The sequence below is a fragment of the Luteibacter sp. 9135 genome, from assembly GCF_000745005.1.
Classification (GTDB): Bacteria; Pseudomonadota; Gammaproteobacteria; order Xanthomonadales; family Rhodanobacteraceae; genus Luteibacter.
On record NZ_JQNB01000001.1, the window covers coordinates 2,192,161 to 2,206,351 of the forward strand.

15 protein-coding genes are annotated in these 14,191 nt (G+C 68.9%); 9 read left to right on the plus strand and 6 right to left on the minus strand.

All coding sequences use genetic code 11. The features are described from left to right. Nucleotides 1-74: 74 nt before the first annotated feature. Complete coding sequence (locus tag FA89_RS09475) at nucleotides 75-1,346, plus strand: YihY family inner membrane protein (RefSeq protein ID WP_036140322.1); 1,272 nt, start codon at nucleotides 75-77, stop codon at nucleotides 1,344-1,346. Beyond that, complete coding sequence (locus FA89_RS09480) at nucleotides 1,343-1,819, plus strand: TlpA family protein disulfide reductase (protein WP_051938655.1); 477 nt, start codon at nucleotides 1,343-1,345, stop codon at nucleotides 1,817-1,819. The genes FA89_RS09475 and FA89_RS09480 overlap by 4 nt, the downstream gene beginning before the upstream one ends. A 16-nt stretch (nucleotides 1,820-1,835) precedes the next feature. Here the strand turns inward: FA89_RS09480 and FA89_RS09485 are convergent, their stop codons facing one another. Then, entirely contained in the window at nucleotides 1,836-2,285 is a 450-nt protein-coding gene (locus FA89_RS09485) for a copper chaperone PCu(A)C (RefSeq protein WP_036140324.1), read from the minus strand. Then, a complete protein-coding gene (locus tag FA89_RS09490; protein ID WP_036140326.1) occupies nucleotides 2,282-2,899 on the minus strand; it encodes an SCO family protein in 618 nt (205 codons plus the stop codon). The genes FA89_RS09485 and FA89_RS09490 overlap by 4 nt, the downstream gene beginning before the upstream one ends. An 80-nt stretch (nucleotides 2,900-2,979) precedes the next feature. Here FA89_RS09490 and FA89_RS09495 point away from each other — a divergent pair, with 80 nt between their 5' ends. From FA89_RS09495 to FA89_RS09520, 6 genes are all read left to right on the plus strand, one after another. Further along, complete coding sequence (locus FA89_RS09495) at nucleotides 2,980-3,357, plus strand: DUF423 domain-containing protein (RefSeq protein WP_036140327.1); 378 nt, start codon at nucleotides 2,980-2,982, stop codon at nucleotides 3,355-3,357. A gap of 48 nt (nucleotides 3,358-3,405) precedes the next feature. Next, the gene (gene purT, locus FA89_RS09500; RefSeq protein ID WP_036140329.1) at nucleotides 3,406-4,587 is read left to right on the plus strand and encodes a formate-dependent phosphoribosylglycinamide formyltransferase; all 1,182 of its coding nucleotides are present in this window, start codon (nucleotides 3,406-3,408) and stop codon (nucleotides 4,585-4,587) included. Nucleotides 4,588-4,659: 72 nt separating this feature from the next. Continuing rightward, nucleotides 4,660-6,393: a tetratricopeptide repeat protein gene (locus FA89_RS09505; RefSeq protein ID WP_036140331.1), complete on the plus strand. Its 1,734-nt coding sequence runs from the start codon at nucleotides 4,660-4,662 to the stop codon at nucleotides 6,391-6,393. A 5-nt stretch (nucleotides 6,394-6,398) separates the two neighbouring features. Then, nucleotides 6,399-7,232: an SDR family oxidoreductase gene (locus FA89_RS09510; RefSeq protein WP_036140333.1), complete on the plus strand. Its 834-nt coding sequence runs from the start codon at nucleotides 6,399-6,401 to the stop codon at nucleotides 7,230-7,232. A gap of 97 nt (nucleotides 7,233-7,329) precedes the next feature. After that, nucleotides 7,330-9,663 (plus strand): penicillin-binding protein 1B, encoded by a 2,334-nt coding sequence (gene mrcB / locus FA89_RS09515; protein ID WP_036140335.1) that lies wholly within the window; start codon nucleotides 7,330-7,332, stop codon nucleotides 9,661-9,663. Nucleotides 9,664-9,667: 4 nt separating this feature from the next. Then, nucleotides 9,668-10,180 carry a hypothetical protein gene (locus tag FA89_RS09520; RefSeq protein WP_036140336.1) on the plus strand — a complete coding sequence of 171 codons (513 nt, stop codon included), beginning with the start codon at nucleotides 9,668-9,670 and terminating at the stop codon, nucleotides 10,178-10,180. A 144-nt stretch (nucleotides 10,181-10,324) separates the two neighbouring features. Here FA89_RS09520 and hemE read toward each other — a convergent pair whose 3' ends face one another. From hemE to FA89_RS09540, 4 genes are read right to left on the minus strand one after another with little or no spacing between them, the layout of a single operon-like run. Next, complete coding sequence (gene hemE, locus FA89_RS09525) at nucleotides 10,325-11,398, minus strand: uroporphyrinogen decarboxylase (RefSeq protein WP_036140338.1); 1,074 nt, start codon at nucleotides 11,396-11,398, stop codon at nucleotides 10,325-10,327. Beyond that, complete coding sequence (locus tag FA89_RS09530; protein ID WP_036140341.1) at nucleotides 11,388-11,651, minus strand: WGR domain-containing protein; 264 nt, start codon at nucleotides 11,649-11,651, stop codon at nucleotides 11,388-11,390. The genes hemE and FA89_RS09530 overlap by 11 nt, the downstream gene beginning before the upstream one ends. A 42-nt stretch (nucleotides 11,652-11,693) precedes the next feature. Next, the gene (aroB, locus tag FA89_RS09535) at nucleotides 11,694-12,761 is read right to left on the minus strand and encodes a 3-dehydroquinate synthase (RefSeq protein ID WP_036140343.1); all 1,068 of its coding nucleotides are present in this window, start codon (nucleotides 12,759-12,761) and stop codon (nucleotides 11,694-11,696) included. Next, nucleotides 12,761-13,291 carry a shikimate kinase gene (locus tag FA89_RS09540; RefSeq protein WP_036140345.1) on the minus strand — a complete coding sequence of 177 codons (531 nt, stop codon included), beginning with the start codon at nucleotides 13,289-13,291 and terminating at the stop codon, nucleotides 12,761-12,763. The genes aroB and FA89_RS09540 overlap by 1 nt, the downstream gene beginning before the upstream one ends. 7 nt (nucleotides 13,292-13,298) lie before the next feature. On the opposite strand from FA89_RS09540, the gene FA89_RS09545 reads away from it, so the two are divergent. After that, entirely contained in the window at nucleotides 13,299-14,147 is an 849-nt protein-coding gene (locus FA89_RS09545) for an NAD-dependent epimerase/dehydratase family protein (RefSeq protein WP_036140347.1), read from the plus strand. Nucleotides 14,148-14,191 lie beyond the last annotated feature (44 nt).

Genomic DNA, 14,191 nt, shown 5'->3' on the forward strand with positions numbered 1-14,191 from the left:
GCCTTTGCGAAGGCACTAGTCTCGCAGAACTGTTCACGATCCCAAACCATCGGGACAAGGATCCAAGGACCCCCATGCCGTTTCGCTTCGACCGCGACCGCGCCCTGAGCTTCACCCGGTTCACCTGGCTGCGCTTCGTCGACGACAAATGCTTCGAAACCGCGGGCGCGCTGTCGTACACCACCCTGGTCTCGCTGGTGCCCCTGACGGTCGCCGTGTTCGCCATCCTGTCGGCCTTTCCCGTGTTCGCCGAATGGCGGGGCGCGCTGGCTGCCTATGCGTTCCAGAATTTCGTGCCAGCCACCGGCATGAAAATCCAGGAATACATGATGGCCTTCGCCGACAAGGCCAGCCAGCTCACCGGCATCTCCGTGCTGGTCATGCTGTTCAGCGCCGTGTCGATGATGATCAGCATCGAGGATCGCCTCAACCGCATCTGGCGCGTGCGCAAGCCGCGCGGCTGGACGTCGCGCCTGCTGCTTTACTGGGCGGCGCTGACACTGGGGCCGATCCTCGTCGTCGGCGGGCTGGCGCTGTCGTCGTATATCACTGCGTTTCCGATGCTGCACGCGGCCGCCGACCAGATCGCCTCGCAGTTCCGCCTGATCAGCCTGCTGCCCTTCGTCATCACCTTCGTGACGCTGGTGCTGATGTACACCATGGTGCCCAACCGGCGCGTGTCGTGGCGGCATGCGGCCATCGGCGCCTTGCTGGGCGCCATCCTGTTCGAGTTCGCCCGTTGGGGCTTTGCCCAGTTCATTCGCAACTCGCCCAACTACGAGGAAATCTACGGCGCGCTGGCGGCGATCCCCATCTTCCTGCTGTGGATCTATTTGTCGTGGATCATCGTGATCCTGGGTGCCTCCATCGCCGCGTCCATCTCCGCCTTCGAGTACGTGCTGCCCACCGAGGCGCTTCCCGACGGTGCGGAGTTCATCGGCCTGCTGGTGGTGCTCCAGCACTTCGTCGAGGCACAGCGCTGCGGCGACAGCATCGATCCGGCCACCATCCGCGTGCGTGAGCCCTACCTGCCGTCCAACGCGATCGCCAGCTATTTCGAGGACCTGCAGCGCGCGGACATGATCCAGCGCGGCGAGGCCGGCGGCTGGTTGCTCAGCCGCAGCCTGGATACGACCGAACTGGTTCGCGTCTATCGCTGCACGCAGTACCGGTTACCACTGCATCCGCGCGAGCAGGTCGAGCGCATGGGCATTACGCTGCCACCCGACCTGCTGGCGCTGCTGGACCATCTGGCGGCAGCGCTCGACGCCACGCTGGGCGCACGCCTGGACCACCTGTTTCCGCCGACCCCGGCACCCGTCTCCATCGAGGATTCCCCTGCATGATCCTGCGCACCCTTGCCTTCGCCGCCCTGGCCCTCGCCGTGTCGCCCACGGTCGTCGTGGCCGCCACGGCCGCCAGCCCGCAACTGAAGGTCGTCACGCTCGACGGCAAGCCCTTCGATCTTGCCGCGCAGCGGGGCAAGTGGGTGATCGTCAACTACTGGGCCACGTGGTGCGTGCCGTGCATCAAGGAAATGCCGGATATTTCGGCCTTCGTGAAAAGCCGCAAGGATGTCGCCGCCATCGGCCTGGCGTTCGAGGACACCGACGCGAAGGAGATCAAGGCCTTCGTCGACAAGCATCCCGTGTCGTACCCCATCGCGCAGGTGGACGTCACGGCGCCGCCGAAGGATTTCGACGCGCCCAAGGGCCTGCCCACCACGTACCTGATCGCGCCCGACGGCCATGTGGCCAAGACGTTCATCGGGCCGGTGACGGGCGAGAAGCTGGGCGAGGCCATCGCCAAGGGCGGCTGACCTCGCCGTCAGCCGGTCAGTTCGTCGGGCCGGTCGCGTTGGCTGGCCGCGCGACGAACGTCGCCGGCAGTTTCTTGCCGTCCGACAGTTCGAAGGTGATGGTGAGCCGGTCGCCCGGCTTCACGGCGTGCGTCGGTTTCTCCAGCATCACGTGGTAACCGCCGGGCGTGAAGGACACTGTGCCTTCGGGCGGCAGGTCCACGCTGTCCACCATCTCCATGCGGCCCATGCCACCCTCGGTGCTGCTGCGATGGATCATCGCCTCCGCGTAATCGGCGCTTTCCGCGCCGACGATCTTCAGCGCGCTGGTGGAGTGGTTGCGGAAGGTGACATAGGCACCGGCCGGCAGGCTGCCCGGTAGTACGCGTATCCAACCCGCGCTGGCTTCCACCGCCGGCGTATCGGTGGCGCCGGCGGTGCTGGCGACAAGCAGGAACAACGAGGCGGCGAGCGAGCGAAACGTCATGCGTGCGGCTCCAGGGAGGTGAGCAGGGTCAGGTCGTGGACCATGTCGTCCTGCGAGGACGACGGCGTGGCAAGCAGGCGCGCCTTGCCCGCGGCGTCGAAGACATAGATGGCCGAACTGTGGCTGACGTCGTAGGCGCCGTCGCCCTTGTCCGGCTCGCGGGTGAAGGCCGAGCGATAGCGCTTGGCCAGCGCTTCCACATCCGCGCCCGAGCCGACCAGGCCGACCGCACGCTTGTCGAAGGCGTTGACGTAGTCGTGCATGATCTGCGGCGTGTCCCGCGCGGGGTCGACACTCACGAAAAGGATGCGCACCTTGTCGGCGGCGGGGCCCAGGCGGCCCAACACCACGTGCAACTGGGTGAGCGTCAGCGGGCAGACATCGGGGCAGTGCGTGTAGCCGAAATACATCAGCGTGACCTTGCCGCGGTAGTCGGCACCGGTGACCGCCTTGCCGTTGTCGTCGGTCAGCTTGAAGTCGAGATCCGGCAGGTGGCCGGCTACGTCGTTCAAGCGCCACTCGGGCTGCGGCTCGCGCTGACAACCACCGAGGGCGACCACGGCGAGGAAGGCGAGGAGGGTCAGCACGACCCGGCGGGGAAGGAACGGCTTCATGCGACACTCCGCGGGATATCCTGCGCAGGATACGCCACCCGCGCCGGCGATCAGGCGCACCCGACTGCGGAACCTTGCGAATGCGACAACCTGTCAGCGGTACCCATGCCCTCCTGGTCGGCCTGGCCGGCGCCAGCGCCGTGGCGCTGGGCGCGTTTGGTGCCCATGCGCTGCGCGGCATCGTGGACGAGGCCGGCCTGCAGGTCTGGCACACGGCGGTGCAATACCATTTCTGGCACGCCCTGGCCCTGTTCGTGGCCGTCGTCGGCCTGGCACCGGGCCGGGCGCGCACGGTCGCCATCGCCCTGTTCGCCGTCGGCATCGTGTTGTTCTCGGGCAGCCTCTATGCGCTGGCGCTGGGAGCACCGCGCTGGACCGGCGCGATCACCCCGCTGGGTGGCGTGGCATTTATCGTCGGCTGGATCGCTGTGGGGCTGTCGCTGCGCCGCGTTCGGTAGTGCGGCGCGTTCGGTAGAATGCACGCCTACGTTCACCAGGATTCCCGCATGACGACCTTCGGCACGCCGCACGCTTCCAATGCACTCAAGGTGCTCCTGTTGGGTTCCGGCGAACTGGGCAAGGAGGTGGCGATCGAGCTGCAGCGCTTCGCCGTCGAGGTGGTGGCGGTGGATCGTTACGCCAATGCACCGGCGATGCAGGTGGCTCATCGCAGCCATGTCATCGACATGCTGGACGCCGATGCGCTGCGTGCGCTCATCGAACAGGAGAAGCCGGACCTCGTCGTGCCCGAGATCGAGGCGATCCACACACCCACGCTGGTGGCGATGGAAAAGGAAGGCCTGCGGGTCATTCCTACCGCCAAGGCCGCCTGGCTGACGATGGATCGCGAGGGCATCCGTCGACTGGCCGCGGAAGAACTCGGCCTGCCGACCTCGCCCTACCGCTTCGTCGACACACACGAAGCATTCGTCGACGCGGTGGCCGCGCTCGGCACGCCCTGCGTCGCCAAGCCGGTGATGAGTTCGTCGGGCAAGGGCCAGAGCGTGCTGCGCACGCCGGCGGATGCGGATGCGGCCTGGGAGTACGCCCAGGCCGGCGGTCGCGCCGGGCGGGGGCGGGTCATCGTCGAAGGTTTCATCGACTTCGATTACGAAATCACCCTGCTTACCGTGCGCCATCGAGACGGCGTGTCGTTCTGCCCACCCATCGGCCATCGCCAGGAAGACGGCGACTACCGCGAGTCGTGGCAGCCGCAGGCGATGAGCGACGCGGCCCGCGCCTCCGCCGAGCGACAGGCGGATACGATCACCGCGGCCCTGGGCGGCTGGGGTGTGTTCGGCGTGGAGTTCTTCGTCCGCGGCGACGAGGTGATCTTCTCCGAAGTGAGCCCGCGGCCGCACGATACCGGCCTGGTCACGCTGATCTCGCAGGATCTTTCCGAGTTCGCGCTACACGCGCGGGCTATTCTCGGCCTGCCCGTGCCGGAGATCCATGCGTTCTCTCCCGCCGCGTCGTGCGCGGTGCTGGTGGAGGGGGAAGGGCAGGCGCCCACCTACCATGGCGTGGCCGAGGCACTGGCGGAAACCGGCACGATGCTGCGTATCTTCGGCAAGCCCGAGGTGCGGGGCCGTCGCCGCATGGCGGTTACGCTCGCCCGTGCCGCCACCGTGGAGGAAGCCCTCGCCAAGGCGAAGCGCGCCGCCGGTCGCATCCGCGTCGAGCTCTGATCCCACGGGCCCGACAACGCCCGTTCACGCCCGAATGTTAAGCTGCTGCGCTTCCCGGTAAGACCCACGCCCATGAGCGGACGCAAAGACAACCACGATCACGAACGTCGCGGTCGCACCGAGCCGACCCTCGGGCGGCTGGACGACCTCGACCGTCCCGCGCCGCCCGTCGACGACGGGCTGCCGCATATCGTGGTGGACACGCCACGTCGCCGCCCCGGGCCATCCGCGCCACCGCCGAAGCGTGCGCGCAAGCGCGGCTGGCTGGTACCGGTGCTGGTGCTGGTGCTCATCGGTGGCGTCACCGGCCTTTGGCTGCAGCAGGATCGCCTGCGCACGCTGATGCCCGCCACGGAACTCAACGACATCCTCGGCCAGGCCAACCGTGCGCTGGCCGCCGGCAAGCTCGACGGTACGGCGGGCGATAGCGCCCGCGAGCTGTTCGAAAAGGCCCGCGACCAGCAACCGGACAGCGACCAGGCCCGTGACGGCCTGCGCCGCGTCGGCATGGCAGAGGTGGCACGCGCGGACGCGGCCCTCGCCGCCGGCAACCTCGACGAGGCGCAGGCGGCACTGGACGTTGCCCGCGAACTGCTGGGCGGCGGCAGCGACGTGGAACGGCTGACCCAACAGCTATCGCAAGCGCGTAACCCGCAGGGGCGCACCGAGTCCCTGGTCGATCGCGCGCAGGCGGCATTCGCCGCCGGCCAGCTGGACGGCGACGAGGGCGCCGGCGCGCTCTATCGCCGCGTGCTCGATGCCGACCGAAACAACACGGTGGCGGCGCGCGGCCTGGACAAGGTCGGCGACGCTCTCGCGGCGCAGGCACGCCAGGCCATCGCCGCCAACGACCGGCCCAAGGCCAATGCCCTGGTCGATCGCATCGCCATCCTCGTCCCGGGCTACAGCGACCTGCCGTCGCTGCGGGCATCGCTGGCGGAAACCCGCAAGCAGGACGACCAGGCCACCGCCGCGTTGATCCAGCAAGGCAACGACGCCATGCGCGCGGGACGCTTCACCGGCGACGGCGACGACACCGCGCTGGCCCGATTCAAGGCGGTGCTCGCCGTGGACCCGGACAACGCGGCTGCCAAGGCCGGTCTGGGCCAGGTGGCGCAGGCGCTGATCGTGCAGGCCAATGCGGCGCTGGACAGTGAGGACGATGCCCAGGCGGCGAAACTGCTGGAACAGGCGACCAAGCTGGCGCCGAAGTCGGCCGAGTTGGCGGCGGCCCGCGCTCGTCTGGGCGGAGGCGACACCGGCGCGCCGCATGCTGCCGTGCCGCCTGCGCGTGCAACCCAGGGCGCACCCGTGGCCGCCGCCGCTGACGACGACACGTCCGAGGCGTCCCTCGCCGTCAGCCCGGAGCAGAAAGCGCGGGTCGCCGCGCTGGTGCGTCGTGCGCAGGCCGCCACGTCGCGCGGCGACATCATGGACCCGCCCGGCGACAGCGCCTACGATCTCTATCGCAACGCCCTCTCCATCGACGGCAACGATCCCACGGCACGCGCGGGCTTGCAGGGCCTGCCCGCACAGGTCGAGAAGCAGATGCAGCAGGCCGTGGCCAGCGGCAACGTCAAGCGCGCCGAAGACCTCTACGCCACGATGTCCGATCTCGCCCCCGGCGATGCCTCGCAGGGCGAGATGCGCCATCGCCTGGGCAGTGCGCTGATCGACAACGCGTTGCAGCGCTCCAGCGCCGGCGATCGCCAGGGCGCGTTCCAGGCCCTGGACCACGCGCGCCGCTACGTGCCCGACGATCCGCGCCTGCAAAGCGCCTACGAGCGCATTGCGACGGGACGCTGAGCGCGATGACCGTACTGGTACTGGGCGGCTCCGGTCAGATCGGACACTTCCTGCTTCCCCGGCTCGAGGCAGCCGGCTATGCCTGGCAGGCGGTGAGCCGGCAGCCCCTACCGGGCGACACGCGCTGGGTGCGTGGCCAGTTGCCCGATCGCATGCCCGACCTGCCGCCGCTACGTGCCGTGGTCTCGCTAGGGCCGATCGACCTGCTGGCCGCCTGGCTGGCCGAGATGCGCCTGCCGGGCGTGCCGCACGTCATCGCCACCTCGTCGATGAGCGCGGAGACCAAGCGCGAATCCACAGTGCCCGAGGAGCGCGAGGTATCGCGGCGCCTGCGCGATGCCGAGACCACCCTGATCGCCACCTGCGCGTCGCGGGGCATGCCCTGGACGGTGTTCCGGCCCACGCTGATCTATGGCGCGGGCATGGACAAGAGCCTGACCCCCATCGTGGCATCGGCGCGCCGGCGTCACGTGTTTCCGCTGCCCCCCGGGCGTGGACAGCGCCAGCCCGTGCATGCCGACGACATCGCGGCGGCGGTCGTCGCGGCGCTGGGCACGGCCGCTGCCCGCGGGCGCACGCTGCCCATCGGCGGTGGCGAGCGCATCACTGCGGCGGAGATGTTCCGGCGCACGCAGCGAAGCGCTGGCGGACTGGTGCTGCCGGTGCCCGTGCCGCGCGTCCTGCTCGACATGGCGGCGGCCCTTTCACCCACGATCCGCGGCCCCGTCGCCCGGCTCGATGCCGACCTGATCGCCGACAATGGCGACCTGGAAGCGCTGCTCGACGTGCACCCGCGGGCGTTTCGCCCCGTCGCGGCCACCTGGCGGCCGGTGCGCTGACCTTCATTGCCCTCGCTTTGCCCGCTCCCGTTCAGATGATCGCCGGTGAACTGCCCCTATCATCGGTCCCCGACCCCTCCCGCAGGACTTCTTCGCGTTGGCTTTCCTGAACCGTCTCGGCTCCCTCCTGCGCACGGCCTGGCCGTGGCTGCGCATTCCTTTCTGGCTGGTCATGGGGCTGCTGTTCGGCTTCCTGCTGCCTTACACGCTGATCCTCAATGCCCGCTTGCAGGATCGCTTCAACGACCTCGTGTTCGCGGTGCCCACCCGCGTCTACGCGCGACCGCTGCCGCTGGAAACGGGCAGGGCGCTGACGCCCGCCGCGCTGGAGCTGGAACTCACCTTCGCCGGCTACACGGCCGAGGGCGCCGGCAAGGTGCAGGGTAGTTATTCGAAGAACGGTTCGCGCTTCGTCATCGCCTCGCACGGGTATTTCGGACCGGACGGCGGTGAGCTGCCGCATCGCATCCGCGTGGCCCTGGCCGACGGCCAGGTGGCCTCGGTGGTGGACGACACCAACAACAAGCCCATCGCGTCGATCCACCTCGACCCCGCGCGCATCGCCACGCTCTACGGCGCGCAGCAGGAAGAGCGCCGCATCGTGCGCCTGGAGAACGTGCCGCCGCTGCTCGTGCAGGGCCTGCAGGCGGTGGAAGACCGCGACTTCAAGAACCACATCGGGCTGGATTTCTCGGCCATCGCGCGCGCCTCGTTCGCCAACCTGCGCGCGGGCCACACGGTGCAGGGCGGCTCCACCCTGACCCAGCAGCTGGTGCGCAACCTGTTCCTGGATCGCAACCAGACCATGCTGCGCAAGGTTAACGAGGCGATCCTCTCGCTGCTGATGGAAGCGCATTATTCGAAGGGTCGCATCCTCGAGGCATACGTCAACGAGGTGTTCCTCGGCCAGCAGGGCAACCAGGCCGTGCACGGTTTTGCCGCCGGCGGCGAGTTCTTCTTCGGCCGCCGCCTGGAAGACCTGCGCCCGCAGGAAATCGCCCTGCTGATCGGCCTGGTCAAGGGCCCCAGCTATTACGATCCGCGCCGTTATCCGGATCGCGCGCTGTCGCGCCGCAACCTCGTGCTGCAGCAGTTCCACGACACCGGCCTGCTCGACGACGCGCAGACAAAGGCCGCACAAGCCACACCGCTGGGCATCGCGCCGAACGCGCAGCTGCCGCACAACCGTTTCCCCGCGTTCATGCAGCTGGTCCGCTCGCAGATCACCGCCGACTTCGACGAAGCCGCGCTACGCGACGGCAGCCTCAGCATCTTCACCACGCTGGACCCCGCCGCGCAGCTCTACACCGAGCAGGCGATCATCACCACGATGAAATCGCTGGGCAAACGCGGTGCCGCCGCGCAGGCCGCGGCCGTGGTCACCGATACCACCAACGGCAGCGTGCTGGCCGTGGTCGGCTCGCGCGACCCCGGCGAGCAGGGCTTCAACCGCGCGCTGGATGCCCGCCGCTCCATCGGTTCGCTGGTCAAGCCGCTGGTGTACCTGGTGGCGCTGGCGCAGCCGTCGAAATGGTCGCTGGCCTCGATCGTCGACGATTTACCGATCAACATGCGCCAGCCCGACGGCACGCCATGGACGCCACAGAACGACGACCACGAAGTGCACGGACAAGTGCCGATGCTGGACGCGCTGGTGCACTCGTGGAATCTCGCCACGGTGAACCTCGGCATGCAGGTGGGTGTACCGCGGATCAAGGGCTTCCTGGAATCGTTCGGCCTGGAGGGCGTCAATCCCAGTCCGTCGCTGCTGCTGGGCGCGATCGACCTGTCGCCGTTGCAGGTGGCGCAGTTGTACGAGTACATCGCCGCCGATGGCCACGCGCTCCCACTGGTGGCCGTGCGTGGCGTCATGGACAACAAGGGCCAGGCGATCAAGCGTTACGAGGTGAAGGGCGGCGACGGCGAATACCAGACCGCCGCGCGGCTGACCACGTGGGCCATGCAACAGGTGGTCAACAGCGGCACCGCCGCCGCCATCGGCAATTCCAGCCTGTCCTGGCTGCATGCCGCGGGCAAGACGGGCACCAGCGACAGCCAGCGCGACAGCTGGTTTGCCGGCTTCACCGGCGACCGCCTGGCGGTGGTCTGGATGGGTCGTGACGACAACAAGCCCACGGGCCTGTACGGCGCCACCGGAAGCATGCGCGTGTGGCAGGAGCTGTTCCGCAAGCTGCCGACGCGGCCCCGCTCGGCGGCGCCCGGCGAAGGCCTGGAGATGGCTTACGTGAACCCGCAGACGGGCAAGCGCACCGACCCCTCGTGCGAAGGCTCGCGACAGTTCCCGTTCGTGTCCGGTTACGTGCCGGAAGCGGAAGAGGGCTGTTTCTGGCAGCGATTCAAGGGTATGTTCGGCGGCGGCGACGGAGCCCAACAGCCCGCACCGCCCGTTCCCAGTAATCCTACGGATTGACGCCATGCATCGCCTTCGTTTCTGCGCCATCGCCGCCGCCACCCTCGTCGCCGCCTGCAGCCAGCCAGCACCGCCGCAGGCCACCCGGCCCAGCAAACCCGTCTACGACATCGTGGCGCAGATCCGCGCCGCCGGAGAGCGCGAGAAGTCGGCCATCGAGGTCGCGCCCTTGCGCGATCCCGGCGTTCAGGGCCTGCAGCAGGCCGCCGCGGCCGACGAGCGCGCCGGCAGGTACCCGGATGCCGACGCCAAGCTCGCCCAGGCGTTGAAACTGGCGCCCCAGGCGCCCGAACTCATCCAGGACCGCGCCGAAGTAGCCGTGCGCATGCAGGACTTCCCGCGCGCTGAGCAGTTGGCGAAGCAATCGTTCGACATGGGCCCGAAGTCGGGCAGCCTCTGCGCCCGCAACTGGCAGACGGTGTACGAAATGCGCATGCAGGCCGACGACCAGGCCGGCGCCACCGCCGCCAAGGCGGAAGGCGGCAAGTGCCACATCGCCGGCCCCAACCGGTTCTGATAAACAGATATAGGTACATGTAGGAGCGGACGATGTCCGCGATGCTTTTCGCATGGTCCGTTCGGAATGCGCGGATCACCAAGATGCCCGAATGCCCACATCGCCCACATCGTGGGCTCCTACGCGGTAACGCCCCGCCCGTTTTTACGACGTGCGGAGGGTGCGGCCGTGGGCGTGCACGGTGTCGACCAGCACCTTGACGTTGTCCGGGTCGACTTCCGGCGTGATGCCGTGGCCCAGGTTGAACACATGGCCGGGGTGGTTGCCGAAGCTGTCGAGCACGGCGCGCGCCTCGCGCGCCACGATGTCGGGCGAGGCACGCAGCACGGCGGGGTCGAGGTTGCCCTGCAGTGCCACGCGGTCGCCCACGCGCCGGCGCGCTTCGCCGATGTCGATCGTCCAGTCCACGCCGAGGCCGTCGCAGCCGGTGTCGGCCAGGGCTTCCAGTTGCCCGTTGGAACCCTTAGAGAAGAGGATCACCGGCAGCTCACGGCCGACCGGGTCCGCCTTCAGCGCATCCACCACCTGGGTCATGTAGCGCAGCGAGAACTCGCGGAACGGCGCGGGGCCGAGCATGCCGCCCCACGTGTCGAAGATCATCAGCGCCTGGGCACCCGCGTGCGCCTGGGCGATGAGGTAGGCCGAGACCGAGCGTGCGATGGTATCCAGCAGGCGGTGCGCCAGCGCCGGGTCGTTCCAGGCCAGCGCCTTGACCCGGGCGAAGTCGCGTGAGCCCTCGCCTTCGACCATGTAGCAGGCCAATGTCCACGGGCTGCCGGAAAAACCGATCAGCGGCACGCGGCCGCCCAGTTCCTGGCGGATCAGGCGTACCGCGTCCATGACATAGCGCAGCTCCTTGTCCATGTCCGGCACCGCCAGGCGATCGATCGCGGCGGCGTCGCGCACGGGGCGCGCGAAACGCGGCCCCTCGCCCTGTTCGAACGACAGGCCCAGGCCCATGGCGTCGGGAATGGTGAGGATGTCGGAGAACAGGATGGCCGCGTCGAGGTCGAAGCGCGCCAGCGGCTGCAACGTCACCTCGCAGGCGTACTCGGGATTCGTGGCCAGCCCCATGAAGCTGCCGGCCTTGGCGCGGGTGGCGCGGTATTCCGGCAGGTAGCGACCGGCCTGGCGCATCACCCACACCGGCGTGGTGTCGACGGGCTCGCGGCGCAATGCGCGGAGGAAGCGATCGTTGCGCGGCGCGTCAGCGACCATGTGCCGACTCCTGGCCTTGGCTGAACATGACTTTGAAGCCTTTTTTCAGTTGGGCGTCGCGGGCTTTCTCGAAAGCCGCCAACGCCGAATCGTGCGTGATGTGCACCTCGCGCTTGAGCGAGGCCTTGCCGCCCTGGACGCCGCTTTCGCGGTAGAGGGTCCAGCCGCCGAACAGGTCCTGCTCCAGGGTGATCTGGACGTAGCGGGGCGCTTCCGTCGCGACCTCGGGCAGGGTTTGCATGTAGATCCGCATCGAACGATCCGGGCTGGCGCAGGGCCGATCATTGTAGGCGTGTCAGGCCAGCACCGCGAGCACGTCGTCCTCGGCGACGCCGGACACGATCTCCGCGCGGCCGATGCCGCGCCACAGGATCAGCCGCAACGTGCCCGCCGTGTTCTTTTTGTCCAGCCGCATGAGTGCCAGCAGCCGCGTGGGCGCATGCCGCGACGAGCGCTCGGTGGGCAGGCCCAGGCGTTGCAGCAGCGTGATCAGGCGTTGCGTATCGTCGGCGGTGGCCATGCCCAGCCGCTCGGAAAGGCGAGCCGCCAGCACCATGCCGATGGCCACGCCCTCGCCGTGCAGGATCTCGCTGTAGTTGCCGGCGGTCTCCAGGGCATGCCCGAAGGTGTGCCCCAGGTTCAGCAGAGCCCGTTCGCCCTGTTCGGTTTCGTCGCGCGCCACCACGCCGGCCTTGTAACGGCATTTGCGGGCGATGGCCTCGATGAGGGGACGGGTCTCGCGCGTGGCCAGGGTGTCGGCGTGGTCTTCCAGCCAGGCGAAGAACGCGGGATCACCGATGGCCGCGCCCTTGACGACCTCCGCCAGTCCAGCCCGGAATTCACGCTGGGGCAGGGTGTCGAGCAGGTAGGTGTCCGCCACCACCGCGCGCGGCTGGTGGAAGGCACCGGCCAGGTTTTTGCCGGTGGGCAGGTTCACACCGGTCTTGCCGCCGACGGAGGAATCGACCATGGCCAGCAGGGTGGTCGGCACCTGGATGAAGTCGATGCCGCGCATCCAGCAGGCTGCCGCGAAGCCCGCCATGTCGCCGACCACGCCGCCGCCCAGGGCGATGATGCAAGCGTCACGCGTGGCGCCCATCTCGCCGAGGGCCTCGAGGATGCGGCCGATGTTGGCGAAGGTCTTGTGCATCTCGCCGTCGTCGAGCAGGTAGGACGCCCAGCGCAGGCCGTCCAGGCCCTGGGCCAGCGCGTCCAGATACAGCGGAGCCACGGTGGTGTTGCTGACCACCAGCACGTGACGCCCGCGGATCATCGGTCGCCAGCGCTCACTGTCCGCGAGCAGCCCGGGGCCGATCCATACGGGGTAGCTGCGACCGGCCAGGTCGACGTCGACGGTTTCCATCAGGCGCGTCTCCAGTGACGGTCGAGGAGGGCGACGGCGCGCGGCACGGCGGCGTCCACGTGCTCGTGGCGACCCAGGAAGATCAGGTCGGCGATCTCTTCGTACAGGGCGTTGCGCTCGGCCGCCAGGCTTTCCAGTCGTCCGCGACGATCGGTGCCGGTGATCATCGGGCGGACGGTGTCGTGCGCGAGGCGATCGAACTGCTCGGCGACATCGACCGACAGCAGCAGCACGGTGCCGCGTGACATCAACCGGGCGCGGTTGTCGGCATCCAGCACGGCGCCGGCACCGGTGGCGAGCACGACGCCGTCGGCGCGGCTAGACTCGTCCAGGTGCGCCGATTCCAGCGCACGAAACGCCGCCTCGCCTTCGCGTTCGAAGAGGCTGACAAGGGTCGTGCCCAGCCGCGCTTCGATCTGGACATCCAGATCGACGAACGGCAGGCCGTAATGCGCCGCGAGGCGTTGTCCGATCGTGGTCTTGCCGGCCCCCGTGGGGCCGATCAGGAACAGGTTGGGCGAAGGATTCATCGCAACCATGCTAGCAACAAGCCACCCCAAGAGGTACGAGAGCGTGCTGGTCGCCGGCGCGGGCGACGTGGGCAGCCGCGTGGCCAGGCAGTTGCTTGCCGACGGGCATCGCGTATTCGCCCTGCGTCGGGGCGAGGCGGCCGACGGCGACGGTATCGGCTGGTTGCGGGGCGACCTGACGCAGCCAGCCACCCTGCGCGACCTGCCATCGGTGGAGGCGCTGATCTACGCCGCCGCGCCCGACGCCCGCGACGAGGACGCCTATCGCGCCCTCTATGTCGACGGCCTGCGCCATATCGTCGACGCGCTGCCGGTCCCGCCGCGGCGCACGGTGTTCGTGTCGTCCTCGGCCGTCTATGGCGAGCATGGTGGCGACTGGGTGGATGAAAGCACGCCCGTGGCGCCGGGGGCGTTCAGTGGTCGCGTCATGCGCGACGCCGAGCAGTGGCTGGCCTCGCGAGGGGTGGGCGGCGTGAGCGTGCGTCTGGCCGGCCTTTACGGTCCGGGGCGCACGCAGTTGTTCGAGCGGTTGCGTGATGGCCAGGCCCGGGTGCCGCGTGGGCAGGGCGTCTATGCCAATCGTATCCATGTGGACGACGCGGCCGCGGCGCTGGCGCTGGTGCTGTCGCTGCCCGACCCGGCGCCCGTGTATGTCGGCGTGGACAATACGCCGCTGCCGATCGACGTGCTGTACGACCACCTGGCCGGGCTGCTCGGCGTGCCCTTGCCTCCGGATGGGCCGGGGCCGGTCGGCATCGGCAACAAGCGGTTGTCCAACGCCTTGCTGCAGGCGTCCGGCTTCCGCTGCCGGTGGCCGGATGCGCGTGCCGGTTACGCCGCGTTGCTCGCCGGCTGACCGCGACGAAACGCCCCGGAAGGGCGCGGACCGGCGTGCTAGCA